This is a genomic window from Pseudomonas yangonensis (assembly GCF_009932725.1).
In the GTDB taxonomy this organism is placed as follows: domain Bacteria; phylum Pseudomonadota; class Gammaproteobacteria; order Pseudomonadales; family Pseudomonadaceae; genus Aquipseudomonas; species Aquipseudomonas yangonensis.
Window position 1 is genome coordinate 276,056 of record NZ_BLJU01000002.1, and the last position, 17,067, is coordinate 293,122.

The following is a 17,067-nucleotide window of genomic DNA, read 5'->3' on the forward strand; positions in this document are numbered from 1 at the left end:
CCTTCCAAAGTGTTCTACATATGGACAAGTCGCTCAGCAAATGAGAACCGTCCATGTCTCTCGATCAAGCGCGTTCCGTACATCTCAAGTATTTTTCGCTGAGCCACACGGCTGCTCTGGCTTATCCGGCCGAAGGGGTGGTGAGTACGCCTCTCGTCACCTATCGCTCCTCTCCCGTTCTGAATGCATGGGCCAACCACGCTGTTAACCAGCAGTTCACATTTCCAATCGTGGTAGCCGCTGATGGCGCTCCTTGGCCTGAGGCGTGTGTCTTTCTCGCTAGTAAATTTTACGATGAACAGGTTCATGTAAAAACCTGCGCTTCACTGGCTAAGGATTTAGCGCTATTTCGCCGTTATCTAGACGAAGAGAGTTTAAGTTTTCGCTATTTCCCATCCGAACTGTATCAACGAGTGACATATCGCTATCGAGCGCATCTGAAACTAAGGATCGCTGGTGGTGAAATTACTGTTAAGACAGCGAGGCGTAAAATATCTGCTGTCATATCTTTCTATAAGTGGCTAAGGCAGAGAAATATATTCATCCCTGATAATCCTCCTTGGAAGGATAAGCAGATTCTTATTCAAGTCGATGGGGGAAGTCGTAAGTCAATATATAAAAAAATTGAAACTTCAGATCTAACTTTCAGAGGGGTCGATCCAGTTGACATCTCTATCATTACCGATGGGGGCAGGCTTCGGCCCCTGACTGACGATCAGCAATATAAGCTGATAGAGGAATTGTATCGTTTAGGTAACAGTGAGATGTGGTATGCACATCTCTTAGCGTTATTTTCAGGTGCAAGAATTCAGACCGTGCTGACAATGCGTGCAGAGTATGTTGAGACATGTGTGAAAGGCCCTAATAACTGTGCTTACATCAAAGTTGGACCTGGCACTGGTGTCGATACAAAGTTTAATAAGCGATTTGTACTGCTAGTTCCATGGGTATTGATAGAAAAACTCCGGATATATCTAAGCAGTGAGAGATATAAGCATCGGGTTGAAGCAGTGTCGGAGGAGCGATTTCAAGGAAAAGAGTATTTATTTCTCAGTAATAGGGGTGGGCCCTATTATCGCTCAGCTCAAGATCCTGGCTATGACATGAAGAGATATGCATTAGAAGGTGCAGCTGTGCGTCAGTTTATTAGCGATAGAGTCAGGCCGGCCCTAAATATAGAAGGCGAAGCCTTCTTGTATGCATTTCATGATTTGAGAGCGTCTTTTGCGATGAACTTATATAACAGTCTTTCTTCTTTGTCGGGTGAGCAAAAACTATCCGACTCTTATATCAGGGAGTATATAAGGTTCAGGCTCGGGCACGCATCTCAGAATGCTCTAGATGGCTATATGTCTTATAACGCTAATAACAAAGTGGCGCGGCAGGCTCAACTTGATTGGGAGCGGCGACTGGACGCACTCTCTGGGTGGAGTGGCTAATGCATAACCTAGAAGCTCGTGAAATATTCATTCTCGATGTGGAGGATGTGCAGGTCTATGATGGTGAAAATCCAAGTAGTGTTGTGCTGAAAATTAAGAGAAGAACCTTTGATATAGGTTCGTATTGTTTCGCTGAAAGAGATATAAAAGCGGGGAGTAGGTCGCAATTCAAAAGGGTTGTAAAAAATACTTACTCTGAAGTTCGTGCGAGGTGTGTTTCTGCTTTGATCTCTTACAGTTTGCAGTTGCGACATTTTCGTGGATTGAGTCCTGATACTGTAGCGGGGCGATGGGTATATATTAAGGCTTTTTTGGATTGGTGTGATAGTCAATCTCGTTTTGCTGATTTAACTATAACTAGTGAGCGTAGGGGGTGTGTTAAGGAGTATTGCTCTTATCTAAATCTTCAGTGTCGCCTGGATGATAATGCCACTAATAAATACGCGATAGCTCAGCGAACAATTATTGAGATTGTGTCTATTGCATTTAGTGATGAGTGTGTCGGCCATGGCATATTTACACTTAAAACTAGTAATGCGTATGGAATTCCAGTTGAAACTCCAGGTGATGAGGAGCAAGCCAAATCGTACGCGATGTGCAAGGCAGTTTATACAGGTTTTTCAAAATTTTTCTCCAATTTTGAAAGCTATCCATTTAGATGGGAACTGCCTCCTTACCTCGGCGGGAAAGTGTGGGTTTTTCCCTGTATTACGAAGTTTCGTTCCCCATTCAGCAATATAACTGACAGTTTTGTCAGGACTGTATTAGCGATCGATTTTGATAATGGGTGTATTAGGTCTTTAGAGGCGTTAGAGGGGTTATATAGTAACAAGTCTACGGCGCGTACTTGTAGGGATTTACTGCTAGGACAGATCGTAAAAGCGAACAATGACCCTAGAGCTTTTCATAGGATCGTACTGGCAAATCATGCTATGCATGCATTTGCTGCTATGTTTCAGTCCAAGACTACAATGAATTATAAGCAACTCTGCGAACTGTCATGGGGTAATTCTTACACGCTTGAAAAATCAGACCCGCATTTTAAGGTTATTAAGTGGCGTGCAGGAGGGGTAGAGAAATTTTTTAGGGTTTCAACCGATTTTATTGCAGAGTTCAAATGCTTTCTAGAGTTTCGAGAAAAATTGCTTAATGGCGCTGAGTGCAGTTATCTTTTTTTCACTGTTCATCAAGGCGATAAATTTTGCGAATTAGATTTAGGCACCTTCCACCGTATGGAGAAATTTATGTTACGCGTGGATCAGAACTTTAGGCTGGTTAGAACTCGCCAATGGAGAGCTGCGAAGTCTAACTCACACTTAAAGAACTTCAATATTAATGTTGCATCAAATGCTTTGCAGAGCGATCGTCAAACCATATTTGGGCACTATTCGCAAGGGAGCGAAGTCGATCAGAGAAAGCAATTTTCAGAGTTTTTTAAAAGGCTTTTAATTGTAGTTGCAAGGCTGGCGAAGAAATTTACCCAAATTGGTGTGGCGATGTGCCAAAAGCCAGGGGTTCCGCAACCTGAATCGAATGCCCCTGTTACACCAGACTGCAAAGGTGATTTTGGATGCTTATTCTGTGGTAATTTTAGGGTTTATGTAGACGAGAAGAGTGTCAGAAAGTTGCTAAGCTGTAGGTATTTTATTGAGAGGATTTCGTATGTAAATCCCACCGACTTGTCGCAGGATATTTGGTATAAGCCTGTTATCGAAAGATTGGATGGAATTATTGAGCACATTAGAGGGGTGTCTAGCGAAACCGCTGAGATGGTGTCCAAAATTGAGAAAAGTGTTAACGAGGAGCATCAGCTAGATCCCTATTGGGAAGGTAGGATTGAGGTTCTCATTCAAGTTGGAGTCCTTGTATGAGGAATATTCCGAATTTACTTGGCGTGCCGTTACTTGCAAGTGATTGTACTTTCGTTAGCTTAGCTGATATGCCGGTCAGTTGGGATAAAGAAGGTAACCCTGTTTCTTATTTTCGTGATTTAGTTTGGGATTTCACCGATTTCTCACCTAAGCCGAAACCTTGTAGGCTGAATTTTACTCATTGGTGTGTAAAGCCAAAATCTCCCAGCACTGCTGAGCAAATGCTTATTGCTGAATCTAAGAATATAGTCTTTCTTGTTATTTTTAGGCGTGCTGGAATACCTTTAAGTATCACGACGGTTAGGCACTATTTTGATTTGATAGTCACGCTGTGTCGTTATGCATTAAGGACGGGGGTTAAACTGGCGGATGTGCTTTCGGTTGATAATATTTTTATTAATTTCTTGGACGCACATGAGCAGAGCCAGTTAAGGTCGCTTGCTCAGTTGGTTTTTACTCTCCAGCAGTTTGACTGTGGCGAACTGGGTTTCACCGCTGTCGGTCGAACGATGCTTTATCAGGTTAGAGGAAGGCAGGTTGAGTACCGGAATGGAGTTGGGCAAAGGCAGCACCCCCCACTACCAACTCGAATTTACTCCGCGTTTATATCTAACCTGCTTGAGGATTTAGATTGTAACGAGAGGGTTTTAGATGGCTTATTAGGGCTAGTTCAATGCTCTAATAATTTTAGAGATATTCCAACTAATAAGAGGCCAAAGTCTTACATTGAGCCTTTATTGGAAGAGTTTGGTTTGGTTGAATTTTTTGATAAAAGGGGATTAAGTAAGACTTTGTATGGGGTGAATAGGGCAATTTTGGAGATATTTGTATCTTGTAAACTTGTAGTTCATACCTTTTCTGGAATGAGGGATGGTGAAGTAGAGTTTCTGCAATATGATTGCCTTGAGCCTGTTACTGGTCGCGGTAATAAGCACTATATGTTAAAAGGGTTTACTACTAAGTTTGCTGATGGAAAAAAGAAACGGGCCAAATGGGTAGTTTCAAAAGAGGCTTACAGGGCTGTGGGGGTTGTCAAGAAAATATCAAGCGCTATCTATCGTCTTGCAGTTGATGATACGCCAATTCCTAATAGTGCGCCGTTATTCCTTAGTCCCGGTTTACTAATTAATAAGTTTGACGGCAAGCTCCGATGCCCGCGTCTTGATTTATGCCATTTCAAAAGCATGTGCGGACGGTTATTGGAAGTAATTAATGATGAGGATTTACAAGAGCTTCACGATATAGACCCATTTCGGATATGGGCTCTAGATTCGGAGTTTACTGTCGGAGCTAGATGGCATTTGACTGTGCATCAGTTACGCCGCTCGCTAGCTCTTTACGCATCTAGATCAGGGTTGGTAACTTTGCCTTCTCTCAAAAGACAGCTCCAGCATATTACAGAGGAAATGGCGAGGTATTATTCTTCTGGAAGCTTCTTCGCTAAGAACTTTCTTGATGCGTATGACGATCATTTTTCTGTGCAGTTCAACAAGGCACAGCCCGAGTCACAAGCTCTAGCTTTTATTAAGAATGTGCTGGAGTCTGCAGATGCCTCTTTTGGTCCGAAGGGGGCTTGGTATCGTAAAGACACAAAAGACGTTGAGATTACTCTTGAGGAGTTTAGCGAAACACAACGTAAAGCGCGTAAGGGCTTGCTTTCAATTACAGAGACCCCTGTGGGTAGTTGTATGAAAGCTGGTGATTGCTCTCATCGATCGTATGGCGTGTTCTCCCACTGCCTAACCAAGTGCGATCAATCAGTGATTAAACTTGTTCCTCTCCAGAAGCTTGTTTCTGCGCAAGAAGTTCATGTTGCCAGACTAGACGCTAATACAGTCGTTTGGCGGAATGAGATGGCTGTACTTGATGACTACAAAACTGCTCTTGAGAGAATCATTAAAAAAGGAGGGTGATATGGATGCCATGGCTGAATATTATAGCGCACTTGAACGCCTGTCTAATAATATACCGATTCGTGTTCCGCGTGGAAGTAGGATTTCCAAAGACACTGTTGCGCTTGAGGCGGGGCGCGGCAGAGGAAGTATAAAGAAATCTCGACCTCAGTTTTCTGATTTAATCGAGGCTATCGGGCGCGCTTCAGTTAAAAATAAAAAAATATCTGAAAAGGGCGATAATTCTATTATTGAAGAGGCTCGTAAATATAGAGAGCTATATGAGGCGGCTTTGATTAGGGAGGTTTCTCTACTGGTAGAGTTAACTCAGGTTAGAGCGGAACTTGCAAGGGCAAGCTCCGCCACTATAAGAATTGTTAAGTAGATTTTTGTATTAGTTCAATTTTGTACCCATGAATCGCCCCGGGTTTCGTGGAGGCCTCAACTCTTGAGAAGATGAGGCCATGAGAAAGACTACGACCTACTCCCCTGAAGTCCGTGAACGTGCCGTGCGCATGGTTCTGGAACACCTGAACGACTATCCGTCCGAGTGGGCGGCCATTGAGGCCATCGCGCCGAAAATCGGCTGCTCAGCGCAAACCCTGCATGGCTGGATTCGCCGCCAGCAGACCGATGCCGGTCAGCGCCCTGGTCAGACCAGCGAAGAGCGCGAGCGCATAAAGGCCCTGGAGCGCGAGAACCGCGAGCTGCGCAAAGCCAACGAGATTCTGCGCCTGGCCAGTGCGTATTTTGCCCAGGCGGAGCTCGACCGCCGCACCAAGTCCTGAGGGCATTTGTCGATCAGCATCGTGACCGTCTCGGGGTCGAGTTGATCTGCCGTGTCTTGCAGATCGCCCCGTCCGGTTACCGCAGGCACGCGGCTCAGCAGCGCAACCCGGCATTACGTTGCTGCCGTGCTCGACGCGATGACGCATTGATCCTGGAAATCCAGCGTGTATGGGACACCAACATGCAGTGTTATGGCGCGATGAAGGTCTGGAAGCAGCTCCGGCGAGAAGGCACCGAGGTGGCCAGATGCACGGTGGAGCGGTTGATGCGTCGGGCTGGATTACAGGGCATCAGGCGCGGCCAGGTCATGCGAACAACGGTGGCCGGCGACAAGTCGCTCTGTCCGCTGGATCGTGTGCAGCGCCAGTTCCATGCCGACCGTCCAAATCAGCTGTGGGTGTCGGACTTCACGTACGTGTCGACCTGGCAGGGCTGGCTGTATGTGGCCTTCGTGATTGACGTGTTTGCGCGGCGGATCGTTGGTTGGCGAAGTACCAGCATGAAGACCGACTTCGTGCTGGATGCTCTGGAGCAAGCCCTGTATGCCCGCCAGCCGCATTGCGCGGGTGGTCTGATCCATCACAGCGACCGTGGCAGCCAGTATGTCTCGATTCGCTACACCGAGCGGCTGGCAGAGGCCGGTATTGAACCCTCGGTTGGCAGCAAGGGCGACAGCTACGACAACGCCTTGGCTGAGACTATCAACGGGCTGTACAAGGCTGAGCTGATACACCGTCAATCATGGAAGAACCGCGAAGCTGTTGAGATGGCGACCTTGAGATGGGTGCACTGGTACAACCACCAGCGCCTGCTGAGCTCAATCGGCTATATCCCGCCTGCGGAGGCTGAGGCAAACTTCCACCAGCAACAAGCAAATCAGGCCATGGCGGCCTGACTTAAACGAAACGGCCTCCACAAAAGCCGGGGCGATTCAACCGTTGTAGATAGAGATGGCAATCAACTGGTTCAGTTACACTGTTTTTATTTTATGACGTCTAGGAGCAGTAGCTTGAAAACGGAAAACCACTCCCAGACAGCCGCCTTTCTCTGGTCGATTGCCGACCTGCTGCGCGGTGACTTCAAGCAGTCGCAGTACGGGCGCATCATCCTGCCGTTCACCCTGCTGCGGCGGATGGAATGTGTGCTGGAGCCGACCAAGGAAGCGGTGATCCGTGAGTCCTATGCGCAGGAAGGCCGGCCGGATCTGGTGCGTGAGCGCCTGCTGCTGCGCGCGGCTGGTCAGCAGTTCTTCAATGCCTCCAAGCTGACCCTCGGCACGCTGTCCGACACCCAGACCGCTGCCGACCTGATGAGCTATGTGCAGTCCTTCAGCAAGGACGCCCGCGAGATCTTCGAGCACTTCCACTTCGAAGACTTCGTGCAGCAGCTCGCCGCCGCCAACCTGCTGTATCAGGTGGTGCAGCGCTTTGCCGCCACCGACCTGAGCCCCGCGCGCATCAGCAACTTCGGCATGGGCATCATCTTCGAAGAGCTGATCCGCAAGTTCGCGGAAAGCTCCAACGAAACCGCCGGGGAGCACTTCACCCCGCGCGATATCGTGCACCTGACCACCTCGCTGGTGATCACCGGGCAGGACGACAAGCTCAAGCCCAACAGCATCGTCACCATCTACGACCCGACTGCCGGCACCGGCGGCTTCCTCTCCGAAGGCGACGAGTACATCCAGTCCATCAGCCAGCAGGTCACCGTGTCTTTGCACGGCCAGGAGCTGAACCCCGAGTCCTACGCCATCTGCAAGGCGGACATGCTGATCAAGGGCCAGGACGTTACCAGCATCAAGCTGGGCAATACCCTGTCCGATGACCAGCTGGCCGACAGCCGCTTCGACTTCATGCTCAGCAACCCGCCGTTCGGCGTGGAGTGGAAGAAGGTTCAGAAGCAGATCACCGACGAGCACACCGACAAGGGCTTCAACGGCCGTTTCGGCCCCGGCCTGCCGCGTGTGTCGGATGGCTCGCTGCTGTTCCTGCTGCACCTGGTCAGCAAGATGCGTGACCCGCGTGAAGGTGGCTCGCGCATCGGCATCATCCTCAACGGCTCGCCGCTGTTTACCGGTGGCGCCGGTTCGGGCGAGTCGGAGATTCGCCGTTACCTGCTGCAGAACGATCTGGTCGAGGCCATCATCGCCCTGCCCACCGACATGTTCTACAACACCGGCATCGCCACCTATGTGTGGGTGCTGAGCAACCACAAGGCCGCCGCGCGCCAGGGCAAGGTGCAGTTGATCGATGGTAGCCAGCACTTTGCCAAGATGCGCAAATCGCTGGGCAGCAAGCGCCAGTACCTCACCGAGGAGCAGATCGACGAGCTGGTGCGCCTGTATGGTCGCTTCGAGGAAACCGCGCAGAGCAAGATCTTCCCCGTCGAAGCCTTCGGCTACCGGCGCATCACCGTCGAGCGTCCGCTGCGCCTGAACTTCCAGACCAGTGCCGAGCGCATCGCCAAGATGCTTGAAGAAAAAGCCATCGAGAAGCTGGAAGCCCCGGCCCGCCAGCGCCTGATCGAAGCCCTGCAGGCGATGGACGAAAGCCAGCTGCACCGCAACCGCGAGCAGTTCAGCAAGCTGCTGAAGAAGACGCTCAGCGCTCACGATGTATCCCCCAGTACGCCTGAGCTGAAGGCCATCCTCAACGCCCTGAGTGAGCGCGACCCCGAGGCGGATATCTGCATGGTCAAAGGCCAGCCGGAAGCCGATGCCGGCCTGCGCGACAACGAGAACGTGCCACTGGGCGAGTCGGTGTACGACTACTTCGAGCGCGAAGTAAAACCCCATGTGCCGGATGCCTGGATCGACGAGACCAAGACGGACGCGCAGGATGGTGAAGTCGGCGTGGTCGGCTTCGAGATTCCGTTCAACCGCCACTTCTACGTATTTCAGCCGCCGCGCCCGCTGGCTGAGATCGACCGCGACCTGAAAGCCTGTACCGACCGAATCAAGCAGATGATCGAGGGGCTGTCGGCATGAGTTTTCCTGCTTATCCGACGTACAAGGATTCCGGAGTGGAATGGCTGGGAGAGATCCCCGGCCACTGGGCTGTATTCATTGCTAAGCGAATGTTCGGCAATGTTAGAGAATCGGCCAGCGCTGATGCTGAGCAGCTAGCTGCTACCCAAGCATACGGTGTTATTCCTCAAAAGGATTTCATGGAAAGGAATGACACAAAAGTTGTTTTGGCGCTTTGCCCTGTCCCCCTCGCCAGGCACGGATAAACGCGGTGAGCTGGCTGTAGCCACCGTCATAACCTTCGGCTTTGATTTGCGCCAACAGCGCCTTGGCACTGCGCCGCTGTTGCTTGGGCCGCAGCGAATCGGCTTTTAGCGCCTGCTCCAGCGTGGCGTGAAAAAGGCTGAGTTTGTTGAAGATCGCGCGGCGTTGGTAGACCGGCGGCTTGGCCTCAGGTGCTCTGACCCACTTGCGAATCGTGTTGCGCGCCAACCCGGTGCGCTTGGCTATCTCATGCAGCGACAGCTTGTCGCGGAAATACATCCGGCGAATTTTGCCCATCATTTCCATACTGATCACCCTGTGTTCTCCTGCTCAAAAATTGAGCAGAAGCAGTTGAACACCTGGGTCAGTTTTCAGTCGGCAGAACAGCCTCTACTGGGTCAGTTTTCGGTCAGCGGCAACACAGATAGGTATAAAGCTCACCACCGGCGCGCTGTTCGGCGGCAATGAACCGATAAATCCACTCATGGCTGACCGCCCGGCTTGGCTGCTCCTGCTTCAACCGCTGGGCGATCTGCTCCGGACTCATGCCATGCTTGAGCCACACCGGGAGATGATGGCTGAGCCATGTCGCCGGCTTGCAAAACTTGCGCGCACCCGCTCGACGAGCATCACTTTCATGGGCCGCAGAAACAGCCTTGTAGATATTCTGGGTGCTGTTGCGGCGAACCTCGCGACTGATCGTCGAGGGATGCACGCCGACCCGCTTTGCAATGCTCGCCTGGCTCTCTGCGGCGCTCAAGCCAGCCTCAATCTGGTAACGTTGTCCCTGAGTCAGCTGCCGGTAATGCGTAGTCATCTGCGCTTGAATCCTTCGGTGTGAGAGCCTGGATTCTACCGGTGGCTGGCTCTCTGCCTCTCGTTTCAAGCGTTGCGCTTATTCTATGAATTCAGGAGCGGTAAAAACCAATGGCCCACGAACATAACCATAACACCGAAGCCATAGGCGATAAGCGTTTAATCGCTGCCATTGGCGTTAATGCTGCGTTAACTCTGGCACAAGTTGTTGGAGGAATACTTTCTGGCAGCTTATCGCTTATAGCTGACGCGCTACATAATTTGAGCGATGCCGCATCACTGGTTATTGCGCTAATCGCGCGTAAGATCGGTCGCAGGCCGCCGGATGCTTTTAAAACCTTCGGCTACCGACGCAGTGAAACCATAGCGGCCTTAATCAACTTGGTCTCGTTGATTATCATCGGTCTCTACCTTATTTACGAGGCTATAGGTCGGTTATATTCCCCTCAGCCTATTGAGGGTTGGACAGTGGTCGTGGTGGCGGGAATAGCCTTGATTGTAGATATCGCCACGGCCTTGCTCACCTACACAATGTCTAAGGACAGCATGAATATAAAGGCGGCATTCCTGCATAATGTATCGGATGCACTAGCCTCCGTCGGCGTTGTTGTCGCCGGGACATTGATTCTTTTGTACGGCTGGTACTGGACGGATACTGTAGTGACATTGATGATTGCTGGTTACGTGCTCTGGCAGGGCTTTAGCATGCTGCCTAAAACCATTCACTTGTTGATGGAGGGCGCACCAGAAGGAGTTTCCATCGCCGATATAATCAACGTCATGGAGCAAGTAGACGATGTTGAGAGTGTTCACCACGTACATGTTTGGGAAATCGCGGAACATACAATTGCATTGGAAGCCCACGTTGTCATAAAGAAGGCTAGTCTGCCTGATATCGAACGAGTGAAGACCGATTTAAAACGAGTACTCCATGAGCAATTCAAAGTCAGCCACTCGACACTTGAAATGGAGCTAGACGGCAGTGTTTGTATCGACACCAGGCAGGCCGACAATCATCGCAGCGAAGCATAAGCCTGCTTTGCTTTTACCGCTGTCACCTGACAGTTAGCTCGATATCAACGGAGCGAATTCGCGTGCGTCACTCGTTGGCGCTATGCCCTTGACCTTAGAAATGCTAACGGCATGTGGCCAAAGTAGCTCGCCACGAGGAGATCAGGCTAGGTCGTGGCACCTTCAGCAGGCTGCCGCGACGAGTAAGCCCCGCCAGTCGCTACCGCCGCCGACGCTCAGAGCCAGCGGCGGACTCGTGCACGGTAGCGGGCGAATGATTCGCCGAACAGTGCTTCCAGCGCCCACTCTTCGGGTGTGATCTGGAAACGGTTCATGTACAGCACGAAAGCAACCACGCCAAGCAGGGTTAGAGGCGAAGCCAAGACCAGCGCCCAAGCCGCCAGGATAATGGCAAAGCCTAAGTACATGGGGTTGCGGCTGTACCGGTAGATGCCAGCCTCCACTAATGCCGAAGCCTGCTGCGGCTGCAATGGATTAACGTAAGCGCTCCATAAACCCCGTCCTGGCGGACGGGTTTGTTTTCAGGAAGCAGAGGCAGAAGCTGGCGAGCAGTTCCACGGCAGCAGCGCTTCGTAGTCTTCGACGCTCTGTGCCGCAGGCAGGCGTTCAAGGATGTGGCGCAGCCAGGCGTAGGGCTCCTGCCCGTTGGCTTTCGCGGTTTCGATCAGGCTGTAGATCTGCGCGCTGGCCGTGGCACCCTTGGGCGTGTCGCTGAACAGCCAATTCTTGCGGCCGATGACGAACGGTCGGATGGCGTTCTCGGCGCGGTTGTTGTCGATCGGTAGATGCCCACCTTCGATGTAGCGCACCAGCCTGCTCCAGTTGCTGGCCAGGTAGTTCACCGCCTTGCCCAGGGCCGTCTGCCCAGCGACCTGCGGCTGGGTTTTGTCCAGCCAGGCCTGGGGTTTGGGGAGCAATGGAACCAAAAACCAACGTAAGCTCTGAATCCCACCGTAAAGGGGCTTTCCGATCTCCAGCTCACCCGCCAGGCATTACTCTCTGATCAGTGCCTCGATGATCGGGCAGATCGTTCCGCCGTCTCCCGCATCACATTGCTGCACCAGTTCGCCTAACAGTTGCTGCATGACGACCAAGTCGGCCATCTTCTGCTCGATCAACGCGAGCTTGCGTGCAGCCCGTGCTCGCGTTTCGGCACAGGCGCACGACTCATCCAGCGTCAGCAGTCCACCGACTTCCGAGAGCGTGAAACCCAGCGCCTGAGCCCGCTTGATGAAACGCAGTCGCTTCACCATGTCCACCGGATAGCGCCGATGGCCACCCAAGGGTTTGGCTGGTTCATCCAGCAGCCCGCGTCGCTGGTAGTAGCGGATCGTCTCGACGTTCACCCCGGCGGCGTCTGCCAGCTTGCCAATGGTCAGCTCTGTGGCCATCACTTTCTCCTTGATTCCGTACTTTGGTACGGAGTTTAGAATAGCACCTAGGCAATCAGGCTCAGGAGATGGGAATGGGGATGCAACTCACCGGGAAAGGCTCGCTGGTCGCGAGTTCGCTGACCGCCATCGGTGCGTCGGTGTGCTGTGTCGGGCCACTGGTGCTGTTGGCACTCGGTGTCGGCGGTACGTGGGTGGGCGCTCTGACCATGATGGAGCCACTACGCCCCCTCTTCATCGGGTTGACTCTACTGTTCCTGGGATTGGCATTCCGCAAGCTCTACCTGGTGCCACAGGTTTGTACGCCAGGTACACCCTGCGCCGATCCGCGCACGCTCGTGCGACAGCGACTCGTGTTCTGGATCGTCAGCGTGCTGCTGCTCGGCCTATTGGCCGTGCCGTGGCTCGCCCCGCTGTTCTACTGAAGGAGATTAACCATGCGCAAACTGCTGATCGCCGTGCTTTTCGCCTTGCCCTTCGTGGCGCTGGCGGCTCCCCCGAAAACCGTCACGCTCGACGTGCAGAACATGACGTGCGGACTCTGTCCGATCACGGTCAAGAAGTCGCTGGAGAAGGTGTCCGGCGTGAGTGACGTCCAGGTCAATTTCGACCAGAAGACGGCGACCGTCACCTACGATCCCGATAAGGCCCAGCCCGAGGCACTGACTGAGGCGACCGCGAACGCGGGATACCCCTCCACAGTGCAGAAGTGAGGTCACGATGAGCGCCATTGTCCTTGAGTCCGTGCTGACTTGCCCGCGCTGCGGCTTCGCCAAGCCGGAAACCATGCCCACGGACGCCTGCCAGTTCTATTACGAGTGCAGCAACTGCAAGGCGCTGCTGCGCCCCAACCCAGGGGATTGCTGCGTTTTCTGTTCGTTCGGCTCGGTGAAGTGCCCGCCGATCCAGCAGCAGCTTGGGTGTTGCTCATAGCGTTTAGGGGGATCACAGGTCGTCGTCTGGATTACGCAGTGGCCGCAGCTCGCCGCGCGCAACTTCTTCCGGTACCGCAAAGGAATACCGCCCGAGCATGTTGATGTGCTCGTAGATCAGCGGCGATAGCCGGGCCAAATCCTCTTCCAGCACTGGATAGCCGTGCTGCTTGAGCCGTTCCACGGCCGCCGTCATGTAGAGGGTGTTCCACAGCACGATGATGTTCACCACCAGGCCCAGAGCACCGAGCTGGTCTTCCTGGCCTTCGCGGTAGCGCTGGCGGAGCTCGCCGCGTTTGCCGTGGAACACGGCGCGGGCCAGGCTGTGCCGGCCTTCGCCTCGGTTCAACTGGGTCAGGGTGGCGCGGCGCTTGGACTCGTCGTCGATATAGGTCAACGTGTGCAGAGTCTTTTCGATCCGCCCGAATTCGGCCAGCGCCTGGGCCAGCCGGGTGGGTCTATCTCCCGTTTGCAGCGTGCGCATGATGCCAGTCGCCGGCACCCGGCCGAGTTTGAGCGAGCCGGCCAGGCGCAGCAGGTCGTCCCAGTGCTCGGCGATCAGGTCGAGTTTGACCGACTGGCGGGCCAGCCCGTTGAGCTTGCCGTAGTCCGCGTCCGGGCGCGTGCGCCAGAAGCGGGTACCGCCGACATCGGCCAGCCGCGGACTGAAGTGGTAGCCAAGTAGGCGGAAGAGCCCGAACACCACATCGCTGTAGGCCCCGGTGTCGGTCATGATTTGCGTCGGCTGCAACTCGGTCTGCTGTTCCAGCACGACCGCCAGCAACACCAGGCTGTCGCGCAGCGTGCCGGGCACGGTGATGGCGTTGAGGCCGGAGAATTGGTCGGAAATCAGGTTGTACCAGGTGACACCCCGGCCGGTGCCGAAATACTTCGGATTGGGGCCGGCATGCACGGTGCGCACCGGTACGACGAAGCGCATGCCATCGGCGGAGGCGACCTCGCCGCCACCCCAGACTTGGGCCAGTTCCAGTTGGCTTTGCGCTCCGACCAGGATGGCGTTAGCCGCTGACAGGGTGTCGTCGCGGATATAATTCTGGCTGACCCAGGACAGCCGGTCACGGCGCAGCGCCGGGTTGTCGGTGCGGATCAAGGGCTCCAGGCCGGTGTTGCAGGCCCCGCCCAACAGCACCGCGCAGAGGCTGGTGACCAGGTTGTCGGCGCGTGCATTGCGTTCGGAGACATGGGTGAAGGCCTCGGAAAAGCCAGTGCGGGCGGCGATTTCCAAGAGGATTTCCGGCAGATCGACACGCGGCATCAGGTCAGACACGGCCGCCCGCAGTTGCAGCAACGAGCAGGGCTCGTCCAGCTTGTCCAGCGCCCCGAGCGACAGTTCGGTCTTGCCCTCGGTGTTCTCGCTCAGTTGAATCGCCGGGTTGTCGGGCAGGCGCGCGGCTACTGCCAGCCAGGTTGCATCCAGCTCGACGGACAAGGCGTCCAGGTTGGTTTTGGCGTCGATGGTCAGGCCCAGTGACCGGCAGATGATCGGTCGCGCCGCCAGCCATTCGGCACCGTCGAGCAGGCCAAGGCGCGGGTCGGCATAGCGCCAACTGGGCGAGACGAAGACATCGCGGCGGCGCAGGGCCGTGCGCAGCGCATCGAGCGTGCAGAACACATAGGCACCCATGTCGAGGGAGCCATCTTCGCGGGTGATGTGCTTCTGCCAAGCCTTGGCCACGATCTCCTGCGGCGCGTCATCCTCTGGCTTCCGGCGCGGCAGGTTCAGTTGCAGCCACTCCAGACTAGCCGCCACGCCCTTGCCGGCCGGGCTGAAGCCGAAGCGGATGTGCTTGAGCAGGTCGGGCAGGAAGCGGCGCACGCTGCGGTAGCGCGCTTCCAATGCAAGAAAATAGACGTCATCTACCGGGCGGATCAGCGCGTTGACCTCTTCCAGGGCCTTTTCCAGGGTGGTCCTCGGCAGGTCGTTGAACAGCCGGGCGCGCACGTTGTCATCGCTGATCGAGCTGTCCAGCACGACCTTGCACGCGGCGGCGAGCGTCGCGGCCGACCGATCCAGGTCTTTCAGGCTGCGCATGCGGGCTTTCTTGTCGGCCTTCTCCGCGTTGCTGAACAGGTCGCGCAGCAAGGCCTCCAGGACTTCCAGTGCGTCGTCGTGCGCAGTCGCCTCCAGGCAGAGTGCGAAGGCCACCAGTGTCGCCATCCGCCGCGACGCCGGCAGCCGATTAATCGCGGTGACCTTGGCCGTGTTGGCGAAGCGGGCCAGGGCGGCGATACGGCTGGGAGGGATGTGCGCCGCCGCCGGCAAGGTGATGCCGATGCCGCGCACGTCATCGAGCCGGCGCAGTGCCCGAATCAACGCGGGGCCACTGACCATGACCGGGCCGGAGCGCAATTGATCCAGCCGGGAGCTGCGGTTGCCTTCGGCCACCGTCAGCAAGTCTTGCAGTTGCAATCGCTGTTCCTCAGTCACGCTGCGGCCCAGCGTAAACCAGAGGCGTTCTTCGACCCGACTGCGCAACTGGGCGATAAAGCGCTCTAGTTGAGACACACCAGGCAGGAGGACTTTCTGTGTGAACAGCCACGAGGTGGCTCGCTCAAACAGCACTCCCGGCCGGTCGGTGCCCGTCCAGCAGAGGGCATACAGCCAGCGGCTCAAGCGAAAGCCGATGCCCGGATCGGTGAAATGACGATAGCCAAAGCGGTTCTGAATATCGGTGGCATGTATCCAGCGGCGATGATCGCTATAGCGCTGGAGGCAGTCGGGGTCTGGAATCGCCAGTTGTCGGCAAAGCACCTGCAGGACTTCCACCGGCACGGCGGCGGGCTTGTCCGGCAGAACGCCAACGAAGCGGACGGTGGTCAGCAGAACGGCATAACCCAGACGGTTATGGTTACCCCGCAGCACCTGGATGGCTTCACGGTCTTCATCGCTCAGGTGGAAGTAACGTTCCAGCTCTTCACGGCTGGGCGAATCAACATAGCGGCCAAAACCGTCGCGTTGCTCTTGAGTCAGAAAACCGACCGGCATTGATCACAGCACCTCGACGCAGAACACGGCGGGCGTGACGATCCGCGTGCGTTCGATGTGCCCGCGTTGCAGCAGGCCGGCGCGGCGATCACCGGTTACCAGGTAGTCCGCATCGCCCGCCAAGGCCATGGCCAGCAAAAACGAGTCATCCGGATCATCGGCTTCGACCTCGATGGTCAGGCGCTCCAGTACCACAGCCCGTTGCAGGTTATTGATCATGGCGCCCACCTTGGCGGGCTGTAGGATGGCCTGAAGCTTGGGATAGCGGCTGGCTCGACGAATTTCATCGAGTTGCATCCGCGAGGTCACCACCTCGAAACGCGCCGCCCGCCAGGCACGGTAGATCGCATCGGGCGCGCCATGTGGCGAGATCAGGGCGCTGAACAGGATGTTGGTATCCAACACGACCCGCATCAGCGCTTACGTGCCCAGTCGAGCGCTTCGTCAACCGCGTTGGTCAATTCTGCCTCACTCAGATGGGCGTTAGCGGCCTTGGCCTGCTCAGCGCTCAGCTCCAGGATGTGTGCCCGTACCGCTTCTTCGATGAAGCGCGACAGGTCGCCCTTACGGCCGCCGCCCTGGCTGGCCAGAAACATCCGAAGCGACTGGTCGGTGTCGGCCGAGACGGCGACATTCCAGCGAATGGTATTCATAGCGTTCTCCGCTAAT

The 17,067-nt window shown here is 54.7% G+C and carries 14 protein-coding genes, 4 pseudogenes and 1 other annotated feature; of the genes and pseudogenes, 10 read left to right on the plus strand and 8 right to left on the minus strand.

Annotation, left to right across the window (positions count from 1 at the left end; translation table 11 throughout):
• Nucleotides 1-53: 53 nt before the first annotated feature.
• The 6 genes from GYB81_RS02935 to GYB81_RS02960 all read left to right on the plus strand — a co-directional run bounded on the left by GYB81_RS02935 (nt 54) and on the right by GYB81_RS02960 (nt 8,977).
• Nucleotides 54-1,439: a site-specific integrase gene (locus GYB81_RS02935; RefSeq protein WP_161864437.1), complete on the plus strand. Its 1,386-nt coding sequence runs from the start codon at nt 54-56 to the stop codon at nt 1,437-1,439.
• Nucleotides 1,439-3,310, plus strand: coding sequence for a hypothetical protein (locus GYB81_RS02940; RefSeq protein ID WP_161864436.1), 1,872 nt, complete (start codon nt 1,439-1,441; stop codon nt 3,308-3,310). Before GYB81_RS02935 ends, GYB81_RS02940 begins: the two co-directional genes overlap by 1 nt.
• Entirely contained in the window at nt 3,307-5,223 is a 1,917-nt protein-coding gene (locus tag GYB81_RS02945) for a hypothetical protein (protein WP_161864435.1), read from the plus strand. Before GYB81_RS02940 ends, GYB81_RS02945 begins: the two co-directional genes overlap by 4 nt.
• A gap of 1 nt (nt 5,224) precedes the next feature.
• Nucleotides 5,225-5,587: a hypothetical protein gene (locus GYB81_RS02950; protein WP_161864434.1), complete on the plus strand. Its 363-nt coding sequence runs from the start codon at nt 5,225-5,227 to the stop codon at nt 5,585-5,587.
• Nucleotides 5,588-5,666: 79 nt separating this feature from the next.
• Nucleotides 5,667-6,886 (plus strand): IS3 family transposase gene (locus tag GYB81_RS02955; RefSeq protein WP_161864433.1). Its coding sequence is split into 2 segments (ribosomal slippage): nt 5,667-5,952 and nt 5,952-6,886, totalling 1,221 coding nucleotides; the frame shifts between segments, so codons are not numbered across the junction.
• Nucleotides 5,945-6,061 (plus strand) — a sequence feature (AL1L pseudoknot). Its footprint overlaps the gene before it by 117 nt.
• Nucleotides 6,887-7,000: 114 nt before the next feature.
• Complete coding sequence (locus GYB81_RS02960) at nt 7,001-8,977, plus strand: type I restriction-modification system subunit M (protein WP_161864432.1); 1,977 nt, start codon at nt 7,001-7,003, stop codon at nt 8,975-8,977.
• A 183-nt stretch (nt 8,978-9,160) separates the two neighbouring features.
• Here GYB81_RS02960 and GYB81_RS02965 read toward each other — a convergent pair.
• Both GYB81_RS02965 and GYB81_RS02970 read right to left on the minus strand, forming a co-directional pair.
• Nucleotides 9,161-9,517 (minus strand): annotated as a pseudogene (locus tag GYB81_RS02965) (IS21 family transposase); the annotation flags it as partial.
• 124 nt (nt 9,518-9,641) lie between these two features.
• A pseudogene (locus tag GYB81_RS02970) lies at nt 9,642-10,037 on the minus strand (IS30-like element ISPpu17 family transposase); the annotation flags it as partial.
• 110 nt (nt 10,038-10,147) lie between these two features.
• Between GYB81_RS02970 and GYB81_RS02975 the strand changes: the two are divergent.
• Entirely contained in the window at nt 10,148-11,068 is a 921-nt protein-coding gene (locus GYB81_RS02975) for a cation diffusion facilitator family transporter (protein ID WP_003463565.1), read from the plus strand.
• A gap of 215 nt (nt 11,069-11,283) precedes the next feature.
• Here the strand turns inward: GYB81_RS02975 and GYB81_RS02980 are convergent.
• From GYB81_RS02980 to merR, 3 genes and pseudogenes are all read right to left on the minus strand, one after another.
• Nucleotides 11,284-11,547: pseudogene (locus tag GYB81_RS02980) on the minus strand (methyltransferase family protein); the annotation flags it as partial.
• 42 nt (nt 11,548-11,589) lie between these two features.
• Nucleotides 11,590-11,982: pseudogene (locus GYB81_RS02985) on the minus strand (IS66 family transposase); the annotation flags it as partial.
• Between the two features lie 78 nt (nt 11,983-12,060).
• The gene (gene merR / locus GYB81_RS02990) at nt 12,061-12,459 is read right to left on the minus strand and encodes a mercury resistance transcriptional regulator MerR (protein WP_003089120.1); all 399 of its coding nucleotides are present in this window, start codon (nt 12,457-12,459) and stop codon (nt 12,061-12,063) included.
• Between the two features lie 74 nt (nt 12,460-12,533).
• On the opposite strand from merR, the gene GYB81_RS02995 reads away from it, so the two are divergent.
• Genes GYB81_RS02995 through GYB81_RS03005 form a run of 3 tightly spaced genes read left to right on the plus strand, consistent with a single transcriptional unit; the run spans nt 12,534 to nt 13,392 of the window.
• Nucleotides 12,534-12,884, plus strand: coding sequence for a mercuric transporter MerT family protein (locus GYB81_RS02995; protein ID WP_003089115.1), 351 nt, complete (start codon nt 12,534-12,536; stop codon nt 12,882-12,884).
• Between the two features lie 12 nt (nt 12,885-12,896).
• Nucleotides 12,897-13,172 carry a mercury resistance system periplasmic binding protein MerP gene (merP, locus tag GYB81_RS03000; protein ID WP_003150552.1) on the plus strand — a complete coding sequence of 92 codons (276 nt, stop codon included), beginning with the start codon at nt 12,897-12,899 and terminating at the stop codon, nt 13,170-13,172.
• A 7-nt stretch (nt 13,173-13,179) separates the two neighbouring features.
• Nucleotides 13,180-13,392, plus strand: coding sequence for a GDCCVxC domain-containing (seleno)protein (locus GYB81_RS03005; RefSeq protein ID WP_003089113.1), 213 nt, complete (start codon nt 13,180-13,182; stop codon nt 13,390-13,392).
• Nucleotides 13,393-13,404: 12 nt separating this feature from the next.
• Here the strand turns inward: GYB81_RS03005 and GYB81_RS03010 are convergent, their stop codons facing one another.
• The 3 genes from GYB81_RS03010 to GYB81_RS03020 are packed head-to-tail and all read right to left on the minus strand — an operon-like array spanning nt 13,405 to nt 17,051.
• Nucleotides 13,405-16,398: a Tn3 family transposase gene (locus GYB81_RS03010; protein WP_161897731.1), complete on the minus strand. Its 2,994-nt coding sequence runs from the start codon at nt 16,396-16,398 to the stop codon at nt 13,405-13,407.
• A gap of 3 nt (nt 16,399-16,401) precedes the next feature.
• Entirely contained in the window at nt 16,402-16,812 is a 411-nt protein-coding gene (locus tag GYB81_RS03015; protein WP_003150546.1) for a putative toxin-antitoxin system toxin component, PIN family, read from the minus strand.
• A complete protein-coding gene (locus tag GYB81_RS03020) occupies nt 16,812-17,051 on the minus strand; it encodes a ribbon-helix-helix domain-containing protein (RefSeq protein ID WP_003089107.1) in 240 nt (79 codons plus the stop codon). Before GYB81_RS03020 ends, GYB81_RS03015 begins: the two co-directional genes overlap by 1 nt.
• Between the last annotated feature and the right edge of the window lie 16 nt (nt 17,052-17,067).

Excerpts from the sequence above, each read along its gene's own strand:
- GYB81_RS02945 (WP_161864435.1), top strand. The coding sequence starts at position 3,307 with ATGAGGAATATTCCGAATTTACTTGGCGTGCCGTTACTTGCAAGTGAT.
- GYB81_RS02975 (WP_003463565.1), top strand. The coding sequence starts at position 10,148 with ATGGCCCACGAACATAACCATAACACCGAAGCCATAGGCGATAAGCGT.
- merR (WP_003089120.1), bottom strand. The coding sequence starts at position 12,459 with ATGGCCACAGAGCTGACCATTGGCAAGCTGGCAGACGCCGCCGGGGTG.
- GYB81_RS03010 (WP_161897731.1), bottom strand. The coding sequence starts at position 16,398 with ATGCCGGTCGGTTTTCTGACTCAAGAGCAACGCGACGGTTTTGGCCGC.
- GYB81_RS03020 (WP_003089107.1), bottom strand. The coding sequence starts at position 17,051 with ATGAATACCATTCGCTGGAATGTCGCCGTCTCGGCCGACACCGACCAG.
- GYB81_RS02950 (WP_161864434.1), top strand. The coding sequence starts at position 5,225 with ATGGATGCCATGGCTGAATATTATAGCGCACTTGAACGCCTGTCTAAT.
- GYB81_RS03015 (WP_003150546.1), bottom strand. The coding sequence starts at position 16,812 with ATGCGGGTCGTGTTGGATACCAACATCCTGTTCAGCGCCCTGATCTCG.
- merP (WP_003150552.1), top strand. The coding sequence starts at position 12,897 with ATGCGCAAACTGCTGATCGCCGTGCTTTTCGCCTTGCCCTTCGTGGCG.
- GYB81_RS02940 (WP_161864436.1), top strand. The coding sequence starts at position 1,439 with ATGCATAACCTAGAAGCTCGTGAAATATTCATTCTCGATGTGGAGGAT.
- GYB81_RS02995 (WP_003089115.1), top strand. The coding sequence starts at position 12,534 with ATGGGGATGCAACTCACCGGGAAAGGCTCGCTGGTCGCGAGTTCGCTG.
- GYB81_RS03005 (WP_003089113.1), top strand. The coding sequence starts at position 13,180 with ATGAGCGCCATTGTCCTTGAGTCCGTGCTGACTTGCCCGCGCTGCGGC.
- GYB81_RS02935 (WP_161864437.1), top strand. The coding sequence starts at position 54 with ATGTCTCTCGATCAAGCGCGTTCCGTACATCTCAAGTATTTTTCGCTG.